Genomic DNA, 16,142 nt, shown 5'->3' with positions numbered 1-16,142 from the left:
TGGTTCCCGGGGATGCTTCGTCAGGGCGCGGCCGCCGTCGGGGCCGTGGGAATCAGGGGAGGGGCCGGACATGGCAGGACGGGATCTGAGGGCGCTGTTCAGTACGAACAGCGACGAGATCGGCACCAGCGAGGCGTTCACCGATCGCGGAGCCCAGTGGCGGGCGGTGGCGGCAGCGCTCGGCGAGCACCTCGCCCGCATCACCGGCTACGGTTTCGACGTGCAGGACCTCGAGGCCCCGCGCCGCAACGTCATGGTCTTCCACGGCCTGGGCGGCATCGGCAAGAGCACGCTGTCCCGCAAGATCGAAGCGGCCCTCACCGACCCCGCCCGCCGGCCCGCCCAGTGGGGCGAGCCCGCCTGGCCCGCCGCACCGCGCCTGCTGCCCGTGCGCATCGACCTCGCCCGCTCCGCCGGCACCGACTTCGAACACCTCGTCCTGTCCCTGCGCCTGGCCCTCGCCCGCACCCCCGGCCTGCCCCTGCCCGCCTTCGACCTCGCCCTGCGCCGCTACTGGGACGCCGTCCACCCCGGCGAGCCGCTGGAGGAGTACGTGCGCCGCCGGGGACTGGCCGCCCGCTTCGGCGAGGCCCTGCCCGGCCAGGCCCGCACCGCCGTCAGCGACATTGCCCAGCAGCTCGCCCTACCCGGCGTCGTCGCCTCCACCGCCGGCCAGGTCGCCGCCACCCTGGTGCGCTCCCTGCGCGAGCGGCGCGAGAACACCCGCGCCCTGGCCGGCTGCGCCCGCCTGGCCGACCTCCTGGACGCCGACACCGATCTGGAGAGCCTGTCCTTCTACCCGTACCTGCTCGCCTGGGAGCTGGCCCGCCTGCCCGCCAGGAAGGCGGTGGTGCCGGTGGTGCTCCTCGACGGGTTCGAGGACGTCGGCGACCGCACCCACCGCGACCTGGAGCGCCTGGTCCAGCGGGTCGTGTGGCTGATGCCGAACGCGTTCTTCGTCGTCACCGGCCGCTCCCGGCTCCAGTGGGCCGACCCCGCCCTGCAGGGCCAGCTCGACTGGACCGGCCCCGCCGCCTGGCCCCACCTCACGCTCCCGGCGAGCCCGCCGGTGCCCGGCGCCCGCACCGCCCCGGACAGCAACGGCGACGGCGATGACGGCGGCGTCGGCACCGGCGGGCGGCAGATCCTCATCGGCGACTTCAGCCCCGAGGACTGCGACGACCACCTCGCCCGCCGCCTCACCGCCGCCGACGGCCGGCCCCTCATCGGCGACAGCATCCGCGCCGTCATCACCGTCCGCTCCCACGGCCTGCCGCTCCACCTCGACCTCGCCGTGCTGCGCTTCCTGGAGATCCGCCGCACCCGCGCCCCCGAGCCGGCCGACTTCGACCACGACTTCCCCGCCCTCGTCGCCCGCTCCCTCCAGGACCTCACCGCGGACGAGCGCCACGTCCTGCGCGCCGTCGCGCTCCTGGACGCCTTCGACGTCCCGCTCGCCACCGCCGCCGCCGGCATGAGCCACGACGCCCCCGCCCTGCGCCTGGCCGAGCGCCCGCTCGTGCGGGAGAACCCCCAGGGCCTGTGGCCCTACCACCTGCACGCCCTGGTCCGCTCCACCCTGCGCGGAGCCGACGACCTCACCGACGACCGCTGGTCCGAACAGGACTGGCAGCGCGCCGCCGACCGCGCCCACACCGCCCTGGGCGGGCAGTGGGCCGCAGCCGCGGGCGGGCGGAGCATGCTGGTCGGGTGCCTGCGCCAGGGCCTGCGCCTGGCCCGCGACCACCGCCTCGACCTCGGCTGGCTCGCGGACGCGGCCTGGGCGTACGTCTCGGACTCCGTGTGGGAGCCGCTCGCCCCGCCCGCCGCCGACACCGCGCCCGGCAGCGGGCTGGACACGCCGGCCGAGGCCCTCGTCGAGACCCTCGCCGCGCTCGCCGCCCGCCAGCGCGAACACCGCACCCACACCGCCGACCGCCTCACCCGAGTCATCGACAGCCGGCTGCTGCCCGCCGACCTGACGGACCTCGCCCTCTACTACCGGGCCAAGGCCCACCGCGACCTCGGCCGCACCATCGCCTCCCGCGAGGGCATGCAGAAGGTCGCCGCCGGCACCACCCGCCTCGCCCCCGCCGCCCGCCGGGGCCTGGCCCACCTCGCCCGCCTCGACGGCGACTTCCCCACCGCACTCGCCGCCGCCCAGACCCTCGGCTGGGCCGGGCGCCAGCACCGCGTCCTGGGCGACCTGTGGTGGGTCCACGCCGAGATGGACCAGGCCGCCGCCGCCTACGAAGCCGCCCGTACCGACGCCGAGGAACACGCCGTCGCCGGCGAGCGCGCCACCGCCCAGGCCCAGCTCGCCTTCGTGCGCGCCTTCACCGACCCGGCCCGCGCAGCCGACGACCTCGACCTCGCCGACCGGCTCCTGACCGGACTCGACCTGCGCGCCACCACCCTCACCACCCGCATCGCCGCCCTGGTCCGCGACGCCGGCACCCCCGGCGACAGCATCCCCGAACACGCCGCCGCCCTCGACGCCGAGGTCCGCGCCTCCGGCGTGCGCGCCGCCCACACCACCCTCGCTCTCGCCGTCTGCTTCCACCACGCCGTCCTCGACGACCAGACCGCGTTCACCGCGGCCGTTCGCGACCTCGACCAGCTCACCCGCGACCGCGACTACGCCTACTACACCGACATCGCCCACTTCATGGCCGACCTGCCCCTCGAGTACCCCTCCCCCGCCCGCTGGTTCGACAGCCCCGATCTCGTCCGCGCCCGCTGGCGCACCCTGGTCACCACCCGCCGAACGCACCACGGGCTCTGACACGGCAGCCCAGGCTCCACGGCGCGTGCCGCCCGATTGCTTCCGCGCGCTCTTGACGGTGTGCTAGGCGGGCGGAACGGTGGAGGTGCAAGGACTCGCAACCGGCTTGGCAGAGGGAGTGGTCATGGCACTACGGTTCAGGGGTATCGACCCGGACACGCCCAACGGCGGCTCTCCGACCGTCTGGTTGGAGGACGAGAAGGCGGAGATCGTCATCCAGGGCTGGCTGCCCGACATGGAGATGTACCGCGTGATCAGCGAGACCGAGTGGGTCCAGGGCCACGCCACCGGCGTCCCGGACCACGAGGGCGTGGTCCGGATCCCGGTGCGGATGATCCCGTTCCTGCGGAAGGTGTGCGATGAAGCCGAGCGTGCCGGACTTTGGCGCCCTGCTGAGGAGCGCTGAGCGCTCCGCCTGCCACCTGGAGATGCGCGACTCCTACATGGACGACCCCGTCTTCGCCGACTGGCGCGCCGGCCTCCCGGTGGATCGGCCCGACGCGTACGACCTGCCGGAGGAGTACACGGCCTGGGCCGGCCTGGTGCGGGAGACGGTCGGCCGCGGGGTGGTGATGCGCCGCGCGAGGATCGTCTCGGAGCCGGCGACCGCCTACATCCGGTGGGAGCACGCGATCACCGAGCGGCACAACGTCGCACTCGGCGAGCAGGTCCGCTGGCTTCCCCGCTCGAAGGCCTCCGACCTCGCCCTGCCGGGCAACGACCTGTGGCTCATCGACGAGCGCCTGGTGCTGTTCCACTGGTTCACCGGCGACGGCGAGTGGGCCGGGTACGAGACCACCGAGGACCCGGCGGTCGTGAAGAGGGTTACCGGAGCATTCGAATCGGTCTGGGACCGGGCGATTCCCCACGCCCGGTACGCCGTCTGACCGACCCCGTCCACCACCACCCGCCGGGCAGAACAGCACCATGTCGTCGTCCCCCTCCTCCAGCGTCGTCGAGGCGCGCAAGGCGCTCGCCGCCCGCCTGGTCGCCCTGCGCAAGGACGCGGGCCTGACCGGCGACGAACTGTCCGCCCGCTGCGGCTGGCACCCGGCGAAGACCTCCCGGATCCAGAGCGGCAAGTCCGCCCCCTCCGAGGACGACCTGCGCGCATGGTGCACCGCCTGCACCGCCGACGACCAGGTCCCCGATCTGATCGCCGCCGCCCGCACGGTCGACTCCATGTACACCGAGTGGCGCCGCATGGAGCGCGGCGGACTGCGCGCCGCCCAGGAGTCCGTGGCCGCCCTCTACCGCCGCACCCACCTGTTCCGGGTCTACGCCAGCCGCGTCCTGCCCGGCATGGTGCAGACCCCCGAGTACACCACCGCCGTCCTGCGCTCGATCCAACGCGCCCGCGTTGAGGTCGACGACGTCGCCGACGCCGTCGAGGCCCGCCTCGAACGCCAGCGCATGCTGTTCTCCGGCCGCCACCGCTTCGGCCTGCTCATCGAGGAGTGGGTACTGCGCGCGGCGGTGTGCGACCCGGAGACGATGGCCGCCCAGCTCGGCCACCTGCTCGCCGTCTCCTCCAGCCCGTTCGTCAGCGTCGGCGTCGTCCCGACCGGACCCGACCGCCCGCACCTGCCGGTCGAGGACTTCTACATGTTCGACGAGACCGAGGTCGCCGTCGAGCTGACCTCCGGCTACCTGCGCATCACCCAGCCACGCGAGATCGCCGACTACCTGCGCACCTTCACCGACCTGGCATCCATGGCCGTCCACGGGTCCGCGGCCCGTCAGCTGATCACCGCGGCCATAGCCACTCTCGGGTGACTTCCCGCAAGATGGCGCAACCTCGTAGAGGGCTCGCGCAGCCACTCCCTACCGTCGACCCTGCTGCCCACGACGACGGACCGGACACCCGGTCCCCGGCGGGCGGACCGGGGCCGCTGCGCCCGCCTGCCCCCGTCGGGTGGGCGCGGCAGTCACCGCCGACGAAGAGAGCGGAGTACTGCCGTGGCCACGCGCCCCATAGCCCGCCCACCGGCCGCACTCCGGCAGCGCCGGAACGCACGGGTGGGGGATGCCCGGTGACCGCGGCCGCCGAGGCCGCGACCCTACCCTCCGGTGCCGCCGACCGCGTGGACGCGCTGCTGCCCTACGAGCCGCGGTCCGCCGCCGCGGCACGCCGCCTGGTGCGCACCGCCCTGCGGGGCTGGGAGCTGGAGGACCTGGTCGAGGCTGCGGAGCTCGTCGTGAGCGAGCTGGTCGGAAACGCCGCGAAGACCGGCTGCCGGCTGGAGATGACGGTCACCGTCGCGCGCATCACCGACCGGTGCGTGCGGATCAGTGTCCGCGACGGCTCACGCGTCCTGCCGTGCCTGATCGACGCCGGCCCCGGCGCCGAGTGCGGCCGCGGCATGGCCCTGGTCCACCACCTCACCGGCGGCCACTGGGGCGCCAGCCCGGAGCCCTACGGCAAGACCGTCCACGCCGATCTGCGAACCCGTTCTTCGGCAGCCGACTGACGTCCGGAGCCCGGCGTTCGACTCCGTCCCGCCCCGCTGTGCCCGGTGGACCTGGTCTCCGTAGGCGCCGGACGACGTCTGCCCGGGCGCTGCGGGACCGTCGCGTCGAGGCCGACGGCCGGTGGGGCGGGCCGGGTGGAGCAGACGTCGGCGGAGGCGGTCTCGTCGCCGGGGCGCCGGAGGACCGCCTGGCTGTCGTTGTCCTCGTGCCCCCGGTTGGGGCCGGTCGTTGAACCCGGTGGGTGCCCGTCCGGGTGCGGGGCAACGTGCGCGCTTCCTCGCCATGTGCATCCCAGTGGCGTGGCCGTGCGGGCGGTACCGCCCGGGTGGCCGGTAGCCGTTGCTGGCGGCCCGGGGGCCGAGCGGCGTTGTCGTCGTGGTCGGTGGTCGCCGGTTCCCGTCGGCGAGGAACACCGTCGGGTTTGAGCCATGTCCGGCGGGGCACCGGGCGGGCGGCGGCGTCGTGCCGGGAGGCGGGCGGCAGTAGAGGGTGGTCGCACCCTGGCGGGTGCGCCACCCTCGCGGGCGCCGCGCTGGAAGTCGCGGTGATGCCCAGTCCCTGTTCGTGGTGCAGCCACTGCGCCAGGGAAACGATCTCCGACCTTTGGCCGGAAATTAGCGCCGACGACAGGGTGTCATCCCAGTGGTCCGGTCGGCAATGCGGGATGGTCAAAAATGAATTGAACTAAGGCGTTTGCAGCGCTCTGACCTGTGTCAATGGCTTGTGGCAAATCTCGGTCAACAACGATTTGACGGCTCTCCGGGGTAATTTCCTGGTGGTTTGTGAATCAATCGGACCGGTAGCGATGGATACGGATTGTGATCGTCGGGTGACCGGTGAGAGGATCACACCGGTTCGGCGCTCCGGGGGTCTGGAAGCCCCCGCCGGACCGTAGTAGGTGCAGCCATGTCGGTCGCGTCCGTTCGCCGGACGCGACTGATACTGAACAGAGGACACGCACATGCGCCCGATCCACGTGCCCGCCGAGCCGGCTCCCGATCGCCCCGGACGTTCCCTGACCGGGGCCGAGGCCGTCGTCGTCATCGTCATCCTGCTCCTGGCCGGAGCCCTGGCCGTCGCCGGACTGCCCGCCTTCGGCTTCATGGAACTTGTCGGCGCCGCCGTCTTCCTTGCCTGTCGGACCGTCAAGGGCCTGCGCGAGCGCCCCACGGCCGGCCCGGCCACCGCGCCCGACATCGCCTGACCGCCCGTGGGACGGCGCGAGAACGCCGTTGCCGACGTCACGAAACAGCTGACGGAGCTGGTGCTGTGGCTGCGTGCCCAGCGCCGGCTCCGCGGCCTGACCTACGCGGCAATGGCGCAGAAGACCGACTACACCGCCTCCATGCTCTCCCGCGCGGCCAGCGGCAGGACCGTTCCCTCCTGGAAGGTCGTCGAGGCCTACACCCGCGCATGCCGGGCCGACCTGCGCACCGCCAAACGACTGTGGAGGACGGCCCGCTGGGCAGACCAGCAACAGCGCGGCCGCGACCGCACCGAGGAGTTCCTCAACGCCGCGATCGCCGCGAAGTTCTACAACATCCTCGCCGCCAAGCCCCAGCTGATCGACACCTTCGCCAAGCTGCGCCTGGGCATGATCGGACTGCGGGCCAAGAACGGCCACCCCTCCCTAGTGGAACTGCAGGAGAGGGCCGGCCGGACACCGAACGGCCGCCGCCGGCTGCCCGCCAGCAGCCTGGGCGCGGTCCTGCGCTCCGAAGCGTCGCCGCGCCGCGGCCACGTGACCGCGTTCGTCGCCGCGATGGGCGCCCCGCCCGACACGGTCATGGCCTGGGCGGAGGCGTGGGAGCGGGCCGCGGGCAAGACGCGAGTGCGCCTCGCGCTCCGCCCGGACGCCGGCGCCCCCTACAAGCCGGTGCCGATGCGGGACTTCCTGGTGGACGACCCGGAGACGCGCGTCCGGCAGGACCCCGCGGCCCCGGCCGCGGCACCCGGGACCGAGTGCGCCTTCCAGGCCGGCATCGGGCTCAGGCCGGAGGACGTGGCGTTCCTGCGGACCCACGGCCTGTCCATCGGACGTCCCCGCACCGGCGACCAGCTCCCCTCCGTCCTCGGCCCCGTCCCGCCACTGCCGCCGGCCGGCTACACCGCGGCAGGACTTCCGATCCGGGTCCCCCGCCGCCGCCAGCGGCGCCCACGAGCCCCCGGCGGATCGGGCTTCCCCGGCCTGTTCATGCAGATGTGGCTCCACTCCTCCTGACTCCGCTCCTCGCGGCACCCCGCACCTCCGCGCACCCCGACACCCCCGGGGGGACCAATGACGCCCGCACCCGCGCGCCCCGGCGGCCGCCCCCGGCCGCCGGTCCCGGTCATCGCCCTGGCCGCCCTGCACGACCTCCACCACGACCACTACCTGCGCTACGCCAGGCTCCTCCTCCCCACCGCTCTCGCCCCACTGGCCATCCACGACGCGTTCGACGACCTGGACCGGTACCGGTCCGACGTCCTGAGCGCGACCAGCCCGGCCGCCTGTGCCTGGCAGGCCGTTCGACACCGCGTCCGCGCCCTGGCCGGCCCCCGCCTCCTCGACCCCGTCGCCCACCTCACCGCACCCGAACAGGACGTCCTGCTGCTCCACCTGGTACTCGGACTTCCACCCGTCGAGGTGGCCGCGCTCACCGGCACCGACCCGGCCACCGTCCACGTCCAACTGCGCTCGCTCACCCGCAGCGCCCACTGACCGCAGGCCCGCCCGCCGCCCGGCCCCGGACCGCCGGTTCCCGTTGATCCGCGGCTGACGTTTGATCACCTCCATTTTTTGTCGAACACTTGTTCCCATGACTTCCGCCGTCCCCTTCTCCCGCCCCGAGCGCCCCGCCCCCGCGCCGGGCGACGCGGAGCGGGCACTGCGGGAGCTGATGACCCTGCCCGGCGCCACGCGGGATGTCCGCAGATGGCGGCTGGTGGAGCTCCGCCTCGGCGGCGACTGGCGGGCGGGCATGCTCACGGTGTGGCGGCGCCCGCCCGGCGCCGCGGTGTGGGTGGTGCACGTGCGCTGGGCCGAGGACAGCACGGCAGACCAGGGGTGGGGCTGGTTCGTGTTCGATCCAGCACGGATCCGCCCACTGCCCGAACCCGCCGGCCCGCCCCCGACCGCGCCCCCGCACTTCGGCCACTGGCACGACGCCGTCCTGGTACCGGGCGAGCTGGCCGGCGCCCCGGACCCGGACGGCGCGGATCGGTGCTGGCGCCTGGCCTGGCTGCGCGCGGCAGGCGAGTGGCGCTCGGCCCTGGTGACCGCCCGGCGCCGCCCGGGCCCGGGAATGCCGTGGATCGCGCACGCCCGCTGGGGCGAGGACAAGGCCGCAGCCTGGGTGATCGCCGACCCCACCACCCTCCAGCCCCTCACCCCGGCCGACCACCCCGCCACACCGCCGAGCGGCCCCACGCCCGACAGCCCTACAACCGGCACCGCGGCACCTACCGAGCGGGCCGACGCGTGACGACCACCGCGGCGGACCGGCTCGGCACCGACCGTCGGGAGCGCCTGGCCGGCCTGCTCGAAGCGACGTCCCCCGCCACCCGCGCCCGCGAAGCCCAGGCCGCCGTCCTGCCCGTCCTCGCCCCGCTCGCCGGCCTGCTGCCGCAGGGCGGCCTCGCCAAGGGCACGATCACCGAGGCCGCCGACACCTCCCTGCTCCTCGCCCTCGCCGCCGGACCCGCCACCGCCGACCCGTATGCCTGGACCGCTGCGGTCGGCCTGCCCGACCTCGGCCTGGCCGCAGCCGCCGCCTACGGCCTCGACCTGCGCCGCCTGCTGGTCGTCGACCACCCCGGCGAGCACGCCGTCGAGGTGATCACCGCGCTCGCCGCCGCCTGCCCCGTCGTCCTCGCCGCCACCCCCACCGGCCTGCCCCCGCGCACCCTCGACCGCCTCGCCGCCCACCTGCGCCGCACCGGCACCGTGCTCATCACCCCCGGCCCCTGGCCCGGCGCCCACCTGCGCCTGGACGTCACCACGAGCAGGTGGTCCGGCCTCGGCGACGGATGGGGCCAGCTCACCGGCCGCCGGGCCGAGGTCCGCGTCACCGGTCGGGGTGCCGCGCGCCGGCCGCGCACCGCCGAACTCTGGCTCCCCGCCGGCGACGGCTCTGTCGCTACCGCGCTCCCCGGCACCGCCGTCGGCGCGGGAGAGGCGGCGGCGGTCGCCGCTCCGGCGTAGCCGCAGATGCAGGCAGGCCCGCCCGCCCGCTGAAGGCGGCCGACCCCGCTGCCCGAACCCCCGAGCGGGCTCCCCTGCCAGTCGCTGAGCTCGACCACCGCAGCGACTGGCCGCAGGCGGCCCGACGCCGGGGCGCCCGCCCGAACACGCGGAAGGTCGCCACCCCGTACGCAGGGTGACAGCCTTCCGCGCCGCTCAGAACCCGGGGTACTGGGGACCGTCCGGAGCGATGAAGCGGGCGCCCAGGTTGTCGTTCGGGTTGAGGTAGACCAGCGCCGTGAACCACACCGCCGCCGCCTTCGGGTCGCGGCGGCGCAGCAGGTCGGCGTAGGTGAACAGGATGCGGTGGGCGGGCCGGTTGTCGAGCTCGCTGTAGAGCAGGACGTCGGTGAACGGCCAGGGCAGGGACTGCTGTAGGACGCACACCCCGGCGCGGGCCCACTCCAGCGCGGCGTCCAGCTCGCCGGGCACCTCGCCCTGGTCGTCCTCGTCGTCGAAGCCGTCCTCGTCCTCCTGGCGGAGGCCCGCCACCTCGTAGGCGATGGAGGCGTAGGCGTCCAGGTCCCTGGGGTGCAGCCGGCGGTCGCCGATCGTCACCGACGCCTTCTCGTACGCCGCCTCGTACGCCTCGCTGCTCTCCTCGTCCGGAGTCCAGACCCGTTCCATCCGCCAGGACTGGCGTACCGGCAGCTTGGCGATCCGTCGCTCCAGCTTCGACAGCTTGTCGCCGGCCTCGCGGTGCTCGGCGTAGAAGTCGGCGGAGTCGAACTCGTTGTACTCCGGGTCCTGGATCCAGGCCAGCAGCGGCCGGTCCAACGCCGCCAGCGCCTCGACGGCCAGGCCGGCCGGAGCCAGCCACGGCAGCGTGCCCTCCAGGCTCTTCGCCACGGTCTTCGGGTCCTGGCCCACGGTCGCCTCATCCATACCAGGGAGTCTCCACGCCCACCCCGGGCGGCGTAGCCGAAGCCGCAGAACCCACCCCACCGAGGCACCCACTGCGGTAAGGCTGCGAGGCTGCGGTTCCGGCCTATGCGGCGCCCGCTGGGGATAGGGTCGACGCACTGTCACAGGCGCGGAAAGGGGTCGGACATGACGCTGCCGAGCGAGTACGGGCCGGATCCGGTGGCGCAGTGGATCATCGACGAGTGCGGCTGGCAGGACCACGCGCGCATACTCCGCGGGCACCTGAACTCCCAGGTCCGCGTGGTAACCGACGGCTGGTGGATCGGCATCGACACGCACTACCCGTACGCGCGTACCCGGCTGTACGCCGGTCGAGTCGAGGAGGCCGGCACCTTCGCCGACGTCTCCGCACTCCTCGACCGCCCGGTCGACGCCAACGACCGCACCGCCCTCGCCCAGGCCGTCCAGGAACTGCGCAAGCGGCTGGACACGCCCCCGCCCCCGACCCAGCGGGCGACCCGCCACTAAAGACCTCCCCAGAGGGTGGTAGAGGCGTGGAGCGGTCGTTCAAGGGGGTCCCGGCAGAAGGTTCACCGCGATGACGCCGTGGGGGAGAATGCCGAACCGGCACACCCACCCTTTTCGTCAAGGTGACGTAAACTAGTGGTGGATGGTCAGCTCTGGCCACCCTGCTCTCGCGTGCCCAGGAGGCGTGCCGTGGTCGACCAGTCGATGGAACCCCATGTGAATCTCGCGTTCGGTCTCCGAGCCGTACCCAGCGGGTACGCGGTGCTGCTCGGCGCCGGCGCCTCGGTGTCCTCCGGGATGCTCTCGGCCTGGGGCGTCCAGTGCGACCTGATCAGCAAGATCGCCACTGCCGAAGGCGCGGAGATACCCGACACCGACACGGGGCCGTACGACTGGTACCTGAACCGCTTCGACCGCGAGCCCGCCTACGACACCCTCCTGGCCGACTTGGCCAAGACCCCCAGCGAGCGCCAGGCTCTGCTGCGCAGCTACTTCGAGCCGAACGAGACCGAGCGGGAGCAGGGCCTCAAGCGCCCGACGGACGCTCACCGGGCCCTGGCCAAGCTGGTCGCCTCCGGGCACATCAGGGTGATCATCACCCTGAACTTCGACCACCTCGTCGAGAGCGCGCTGCGCGATGAAGGCCTCAACCCGGCCGTCATCAGGAACCCGTCCGACCTGAACGGGATGCTTCCGCTGCACGCCCAGCGCCAGGGCGTCGTCGTCCACCTCCACGGCGACTACCTCGACCCGGCCAGCATGCGCAACACCCCCGAGGAGCTGGCCGAGTACGAGCCGGTGGTCGACCGCTTCCTCGACCAGGTCTTCGACGAGTACGGCCTCATCATCGCCGGCTGGTCCGCCACCTACGACCCGGCCCTGGGCACCGCCCTCAAGCGCTGCCCCACCCGCCGCTTCGCCACCTACTGGGCCGACCCCTACCACCTGTCCGCCGCCGCCTCCGAACTCCTGGAACACCGCCAGGGCACCTACGTCGAAGCCAACGCCGACAGCTTCCTCAGCCGGACCGCCGACGCCGTAACCGCCCTCGCCGAGAGCAACCGCGACAACCCCAATAACATCGCCATCGCCATCGCCACCGCCAAGCGCGAACTCCGGGGCCAGGGCCCCGCCATCAACCTCCACGACGCCCTACGCCGCGAAGCCGCCCGAATCGCCGACCACCCGCTGCGCACCGAGACCCCGAACATCCCGCGGTCCGATCTGGATGCCGAGCACGACCGGCGGCTCAGCGTCTGGGAGGCCGAGACCGAGAAGTTCGCCGCCCTGGTCGCGGTCACCGCCTACTGGGGCGACGACGCCACCGACCGGTACTGGTTCCCCGACATCGAGCGCCTGGCCGACACCACCTGGGACAATGGAGAGCCGGCACTTAACGACCTCCGCCGTACGCCAGCCACCGTGCTTCTCCACAGCGCCGGCGTCGGAGCCATCGGGAACGACCGATGGTCGGTGGTGGCCAGCCTGCTCACCGACCCCCGCGCCCAAGACCTTCGACACAGGGTCGAGAGGCCGGCCGCAGCTCTGCTCGGACCGAAGACCGTCATGGGCCTGCACGACTCGGCGCCGCGGCTCCACGAGTACCTCAAGGCCATCTTCACCGGGCACGTGATGGCCAACGCCACCGCCTACACCGAGATGTGGGAGAGGTTCGAGTACCTTCGCCTGCTTGTCCAACAGGACGCCGAGCAGTTCATCGACACGCCCTACCTGCGGGTCGCCGGGACGCGCGGCGACTACCGCCCGCTGGCCTCGAACTGGCTCGACCGCGAACTCGGCACCCGGTACGGCCAACACCCCCTGCTGCTCTCCGGGTACCTCGGCGGCGACCCCGACCGGGTCGCCAACGCTCAGAAGGCGGTCGACGCCGCCATCACCCAGTGGGTCGAAAAGATCGACATGACCACCGGCCACATCATCCGCTCCGGGCCGTTCTACCCCAACGACCTGCGCTGACTGGGCCCGAACGCCGGAAGGCCGTCACCCGCAGGTGACGGCCTTCCAGTACTTCCTCAGAGCCCGCAGCAGCCTACCGCCGAGCAACGGACACCAGCCCTGCCGGGACAGCCCGCTACGCCCACTCCACCCCGTGCTCGGCGAGTTGGGCGAGCTGGCCCGGCGTGAGCTTCGCTCGGCGGGCTTTCTGGTTGTTGAGCCAGGTGCCCAGGGCGAAGTGCGACACGACCGCCTGCTCCTCGCCGCCGGGGCAGGCCTCCACGGTCTCGACCGGTTCCTTGTGCGGGCGCGGCACCTTCGCGTGCCTCTCGCGCTCGGCGAACTGGGCGAGCGCGGCCAGGCCCTGCTGGAAGCGGTCCGTGCGGGACACGGTCGGCTTCGCCTCGGCGGCGGCCTTCGCGGCCACCAGCTCGAGGTCGGCCTCGATGCCGATCGCCGACAGCAGGTCCCGCTGGTCCTCCTCCAAGTCCGGCCAGCCGGCCCGCTGCGCCTGCACCCAGCGGCCGAGCTGCTCGCCTTCGAACACCGTGTCCGCGGGCAGCCGGGTCCAGTCGACGAGGCCGTCGGTGTCCAGCCACCACATCCGGGCGGTCGCGTAGGCGCGCTGCCAGGTCACCGGCCACACCGGGCACCACCACGGGTCGATCTCCTCCAGCGCGCGCCGCCGCTCCGGCGCCAGCGCCCCCTGCTCGCCCGCCGGCACCTGCGCCGCGGCCCGCAGCTCCGACAACCAGGTCCCGATCGCGTAGCCACCGACCGAGGCCCGCGCCGGCGCCGCCAACGACCCGCCGTGGCCCTTCGCCCAGACCCGCGCCCAGTCGAGGCCGGCCTCGAAGCGGGCATCGCTCACGGACCAGATCATGCCGAGCGCGTCGAGCATCTCCACCCGGTATGACGCCAGCTCACCATTCGCATTCTCACCCCGCCGGTCCGACAGCCACTTTCCCAACGGGTAATTCCCGTTCTCTCCGACCAGCGCGGAATAGGGGACGTCGAGGCCGCCGGTCTCCTCGAACCATTTCCGCGCGTGACCGATCCCCTCACGCCACAACTGCGTCTCACCGACCAGCACCCGCGAGGCGATGAAAAGCGCGAGCACGTTCTCGTCCACCGGAGCCTGGAACCGCACCGGCAGCGTGAACGCCCCTCCACCACCCGCACCAACCATGCTCTCACCAGGCCCGACAGCAGCCTCAGCGCTACGCCCCTTGGTCCGCTTGCCGGACTTCTGCGGCACCGCGAGAGCCTCCACCACCCTGGCGTCGTGGCTGCGCAAAGCGGTCAGGATCTTCACCAACGGACCGTAGGAATCGGACTCCAGAATGTCCCCGGGCTCCTCTCCGGGCTTGAGGAAGACCGGCACGATCAGGCTGGCCGTCTTTCCTTCGCCCGGCTGCATGCGCAGGGCCCGGCCGATGGCCTGGACGATATCCACCATGCTGCCCCGGCCCTGCAAAAGAACCGAATCTGCATTCGGCATATCGACGCCCTCACCCAGGACTTTGCAGTTGCTGAAAATCCGGTACCTGAGCCCGTCGTCCTCCTCGCCCTTTCCGAAGTCGCCGATCAGCTCTTTCCGGTAGTCGACATCATGCTCACCGGAAAGCCACTGTGCCCAGACCTCGGGCGGGTATTTCTGCGGGTTCTCGAAGTGCAGCTTCTCGACCGTCTGATTCAGCGTCTCCGAGAAATACCGTACCTCGATCGTTCGGCTGTGGAACGTGATGCACCGCCGGAGGTCGCGCTCCACCACGGTCTTGAGCAGCCCGGCCTGGATCGCGGCGATCCGCGCGGCCGGCACCTCGTCCTCGCTGCCGTCCTCCGCCTCGCCGACACCGGGGCCCCATGGCACGCCCTGCGCCTCGGCCGCGGCCCGGTCGCCGAGCGGGTCGCGCAGCTCCAGGACCACGATCTCGAACGGCGCCAGGAGCTTCCTGTCGATGGCCTCCGCGAGGCCCAGGGAGTAGACGTGCGGGCCGTAGATCCGCTGGTCGTCCATGGACACCGCCAGCTCCTCCGGCAGCGGCTGGTAGGCGCCCTCGCGGCCCTTCACGGGGCGCTTGGGCGGCGCCCAGATCCGCGGAGTCGCCGTCATGTAGAGCCGGCGGTCCGAGGGGATGGCGGCCTGGTCGTGCACCACCGTCCAGGTCTTCTCGACGCTGCCGGAGGACCGGTGCGCCTCGTCACAGACCATCAGGCCCAGCGGGGGCAGCAGCTCGCCCTGGCGCTCGGCCCAGTACTCGTAGGCGTCGGCGACTGCGCCCACCGACGTGTAGGTGGCGAACAGGGTGGTAGGCCGGCGGTGCTTCGCGGCGTTCGCCAGCCACATGCCGATCATCAGCGGGCTGGTGCTCGCCATCACCCCGAACGGCAGCTCTGAGTCGACCAGCGAGCAGACGGCGTGCATGTCCCCGGAGCGCCCGGCCGCCCGCCAGGCGCCGACCATCTGCACCAGCAGGTCCAGCGTGGGCACGACCACCAGCACCGTCCCGCGCGGGACGAGCTTTTGGCCGGCCGCCGCCCCGACGTACGACTTCCCCGACCCGGTGGCCATCTGCACCGTCACCCGCAGCCCGTTCGGAGCCGGGTGCCCCGGACGGGGCGTCAGGCCCCGCACGATGGCCTCCAGCGCCTCCTCCTGGTGCCCGCGCAGCGAGATGCCGGTAGCGGACTGAGCGGCCTTCAAGCCAGGCTTTACGACGTTCACGAAGACGTGTCTCCCCTCACCCATTCCCGGACCCACACCAGGGATCACACGGGAAATGCTGACAGTACCCTACTGATACATTCGATGGACCGGCCCGAGAATCGAGGCGACCGGAAATAGCGCGCGATAGAAGCGACTATCCGGCAGGATATCAGTCCCCGGCCGAGAATTCCGGTGAACGCCCGAAAAGCGCGGGTCCGGACCCCGCCCCCGGCGGGATCACCTGACGTCCGAAGACTGATACACTGGAGACCGTTGCTCACCCTCCGAGGGTAGCGCACTCCGACCCGTCGTGAGGCCGAAACATTGGTCTGGGCCACGGTCTAGACCAATCTGGCGGGAGTGAAGCCGACCCGCACGCGCCCCCCAGTGCACCCCCTTCCCCCTAGTCAGCCTGTCGTGAGGTCAGCCAAAATCCCAGTTCAGCGATATAATGGGGGCTCAGCCACGGGAGGGAGTGGAGCGAAGCGGAGTGACTGACAGGCCCGAGCGGAGCCGGGCCGGCCTGACCGAAGGTCAGGCGACGGACACGCGGAGCGGGTCCGCCCACCGCCCGGAGGGCGGTGGCGAAACGAAGGGCCGAAGGC

Annotated in this window: 14 protein-coding genes; 12 read left to right on the top strand and 2 right to left on the bottom strand. The window is 72.6% G+C overall.

The annotated features are described in order from the left end of the window. The first annotated feature begins 70 nt into the window (after nucleotides 1–70). The 10 genes from ACW14Y_RS42185 to ACW14Y_RS42140 all read left to right on the top strand — a co-directional run bounded on the left by ACW14Y_RS42185 (nucleotide 71) and on the right by ACW14Y_RS42140 (nucleotide 9,440). Complete coding sequence (locus ACW14Y_RS42185) at nucleotides 71–2,785, top strand: ATP/GTP-binding protein (protein WP_456988918.1); 2,715 nt, start codon at nucleotides 71–73, stop codon at nucleotides 2,783–2,785. 124 nt (nucleotides 2,786–2,909) lie between these two features. After that, nucleotides 2,910–3,191 (top strand): hypothetical protein, encoded by a 282-nt coding sequence (locus ACW14Y_RS42180; RefSeq protein ID WP_456988916.1) that lies wholly within the window; start codon nucleotides 2,910–2,912, stop codon nucleotides 3,189–3,191. Then, complete coding sequence (locus ACW14Y_RS42175) at nucleotides 3,145–3,672, top strand: DUF6879 family protein (RefSeq protein WP_456988914.1); 528 nt, start codon at nucleotides 3,145–3,147, stop codon at nucleotides 3,670–3,672. Before ACW14Y_RS42180 ends, ACW14Y_RS42175 begins: the two co-directional genes overlap by 47 nt. Nucleotides 3,673–3,712: 40 nt before the next feature. Further along, entirely contained in the window at nucleotides 3,713–4,561 is an 849-nt protein-coding gene (locus ACW14Y_RS42170) for a helix-turn-helix domain-containing protein (protein ID WP_456988912.1), read from the top strand. Between the two features lie 257 nt (nucleotides 4,562–4,818). Continuing rightward, nucleotides 4,819–5,256: an ATP-binding protein gene (locus ACW14Y_RS42165; RefSeq protein ID WP_456988910.1), complete on the top strand. Its 438-nt coding sequence runs from the start codon at nucleotides 4,819–4,821 to the stop codon at nucleotides 5,254–5,256. A 962-nt stretch (nucleotides 5,257–6,218) separates the two neighbouring features. Beyond that, entirely contained in the window at nucleotides 6,219–6,461 is a 243-nt protein-coding gene (locus tag ACW14Y_RS42160) for a hypothetical protein (protein WP_456988908.1), read from the top strand. A gap of 6 nt (nucleotides 6,462–6,467) precedes the next feature. Continuing rightward, on the top strand, nucleotides 6,468–7,478 hold the full coding sequence (locus ACW14Y_RS42155) for a helix-turn-helix domain-containing protein (protein ID WP_456988906.1): 1,011 nt from the start codon (nucleotides 6,468–6,470) through the stop codon (nucleotides 7,476–7,478). 57 nt (nucleotides 7,479–7,535) lie between these two features. Next, on the top strand, nucleotides 7,536–7,958 hold the full coding sequence (locus ACW14Y_RS42150) for a hypothetical protein (protein ID WP_456988904.1): 423 nt from the start codon (nucleotides 7,536–7,538) through the stop codon (nucleotides 7,956–7,958). 97 nt (nucleotides 7,959–8,055) lie between these two features. After that, nucleotides 8,056–8,721, top strand: coding sequence for a hypothetical protein (locus tag ACW14Y_RS42145; RefSeq protein WP_456988902.1), 666 nt, complete (start codon nucleotides 8,056–8,058; stop codon nucleotides 8,719–8,721). Beyond that, nucleotides 8,718–9,440, top strand: coding sequence for a hypothetical protein (locus ACW14Y_RS42140; RefSeq protein WP_456988900.1), 723 nt, complete (start codon nucleotides 8,718–8,720; stop codon nucleotides 9,438–9,440). Before ACW14Y_RS42145 ends, ACW14Y_RS42140 begins: the two co-directional genes overlap by 4 nt. A gap of 195 nt (nucleotides 9,441–9,635) precedes the next feature. Here the strand turns inward: ACW14Y_RS42140 and ACW14Y_RS42135 are convergent, their stop codons facing one another. Further along, nucleotides 9,636–10,364 carry a hypothetical protein gene (locus tag ACW14Y_RS42135; RefSeq protein ID WP_456988898.1) on the bottom strand — a complete coding sequence of 243 codons (729 nt, stop codon included), beginning with the start codon at nucleotides 10,362–10,364 and terminating at the stop codon, nucleotides 9,636–9,638. 165 nt (nucleotides 10,365–10,529) lie between these two features. On the opposite strand from ACW14Y_RS42135, the gene ACW14Y_RS42130 reads away from it, so the two are divergent. Both ACW14Y_RS42130 and ACW14Y_RS42125 read left to right on the top strand, forming a co-directional pair. Beyond that, complete coding sequence (locus ACW14Y_RS42130; protein ID WP_456988896.1) at nucleotides 10,530–10,871, top strand: hypothetical protein; 342 nt, start codon at nucleotides 10,530–10,532, stop codon at nucleotides 10,869–10,871. A gap of 189 nt (nucleotides 10,872–11,060) precedes the next feature. Next, on the top strand, nucleotides 11,061–12,848 hold the full coding sequence (locus ACW14Y_RS42125; RefSeq protein ID WP_456988894.1) for an SIR2 family protein: 1,788 nt from the start codon (nucleotides 11,061–11,063) through the stop codon (nucleotides 12,846–12,848). Between the two features lie 115 nt (nucleotides 12,849–12,963). Here ACW14Y_RS42125 and ACW14Y_RS42120 read toward each other — a convergent pair whose 3' ends face one another. After that, nucleotides 12,964–15,555 (bottom strand): Helicase associated domain protein, encoded by a 2,592-nt coding sequence (locus ACW14Y_RS42120; RefSeq protein ID WP_456988892.1) that lies wholly within the window; start codon nucleotides 15,553–15,555, stop codon nucleotides 12,964–12,966. Between the last annotated feature and the right edge of the window lie 587 nt (nucleotides 15,556–16,142).

It is taken from the genome of Kitasatospora sp. cg17-2, from assembly GCF_054031055.1.
This window is presented reverse-complemented; position numbering and strand designations above follow the sequence as displayed.

What these genes read in the sequence shown, in the direction of transcription:
- ACW14Y_RS42185 (WP_456988918.1), top strand. Translation starts at nt 71, where the DNA reads ATGGCAGGACGGGATCTGAGGGCGCTGTTCAGTACGAACAGCGACGAG.
- ACW14Y_RS42180 (WP_456988916.1), top strand. Translation starts at nt 2,910, where the DNA reads ATGGCACTACGGTTCAGGGGTATCGACCCGGACACGCCCAACGGCGGC.
- ACW14Y_RS42175 (WP_456988914.1), top strand. Translation starts at nt 3,145, where the DNA reads ATGAAGCCGAGCGTGCCGGACTTTGGCGCCCTGCTGAGGAGCGCTGAG.
- ACW14Y_RS42170 (WP_456988912.1), top strand. Translation starts at nt 3,713, where the DNA reads ATGTCGTCGTCCCCCTCCTCCAGCGTCGTCGAGGCGCGCAAGGCGCTC.
- ACW14Y_RS42160 (WP_456988908.1), top strand. Translation starts at nt 6,219, where the DNA reads ATGCGCCCGATCCACGTGCCCGCCGAGCCGGCTCCCGATCGCCCCGGA.
- ACW14Y_RS42150 (WP_456988904.1), top strand. Translation starts at nt 7,536, where the DNA reads ATGACGCCCGCACCCGCGCGCCCCGGCGGCCGCCCCCGGCCGCCGGTC.
- ACW14Y_RS42145 (WP_456988902.1), top strand. Translation starts at nt 8,056, where the DNA reads ATGACTTCCGCCGTCCCCTTCTCCCGCCCCGAGCGCCCCGCCCCCGCG.
- ACW14Y_RS42135 (WP_456988898.1), bottom strand. Translation starts at nt 10,364, where the DNA reads ATGGATGAGGCGACCGTGGGCCAGGACCCGAAGACCGTGGCGAAGAGC.
- ACW14Y_RS42130 (WP_456988896.1), top strand. Translation starts at nt 10,530, where the DNA reads ATGACGCTGCCGAGCGAGTACGGGCCGGATCCGGTGGCGCAGTGGATC.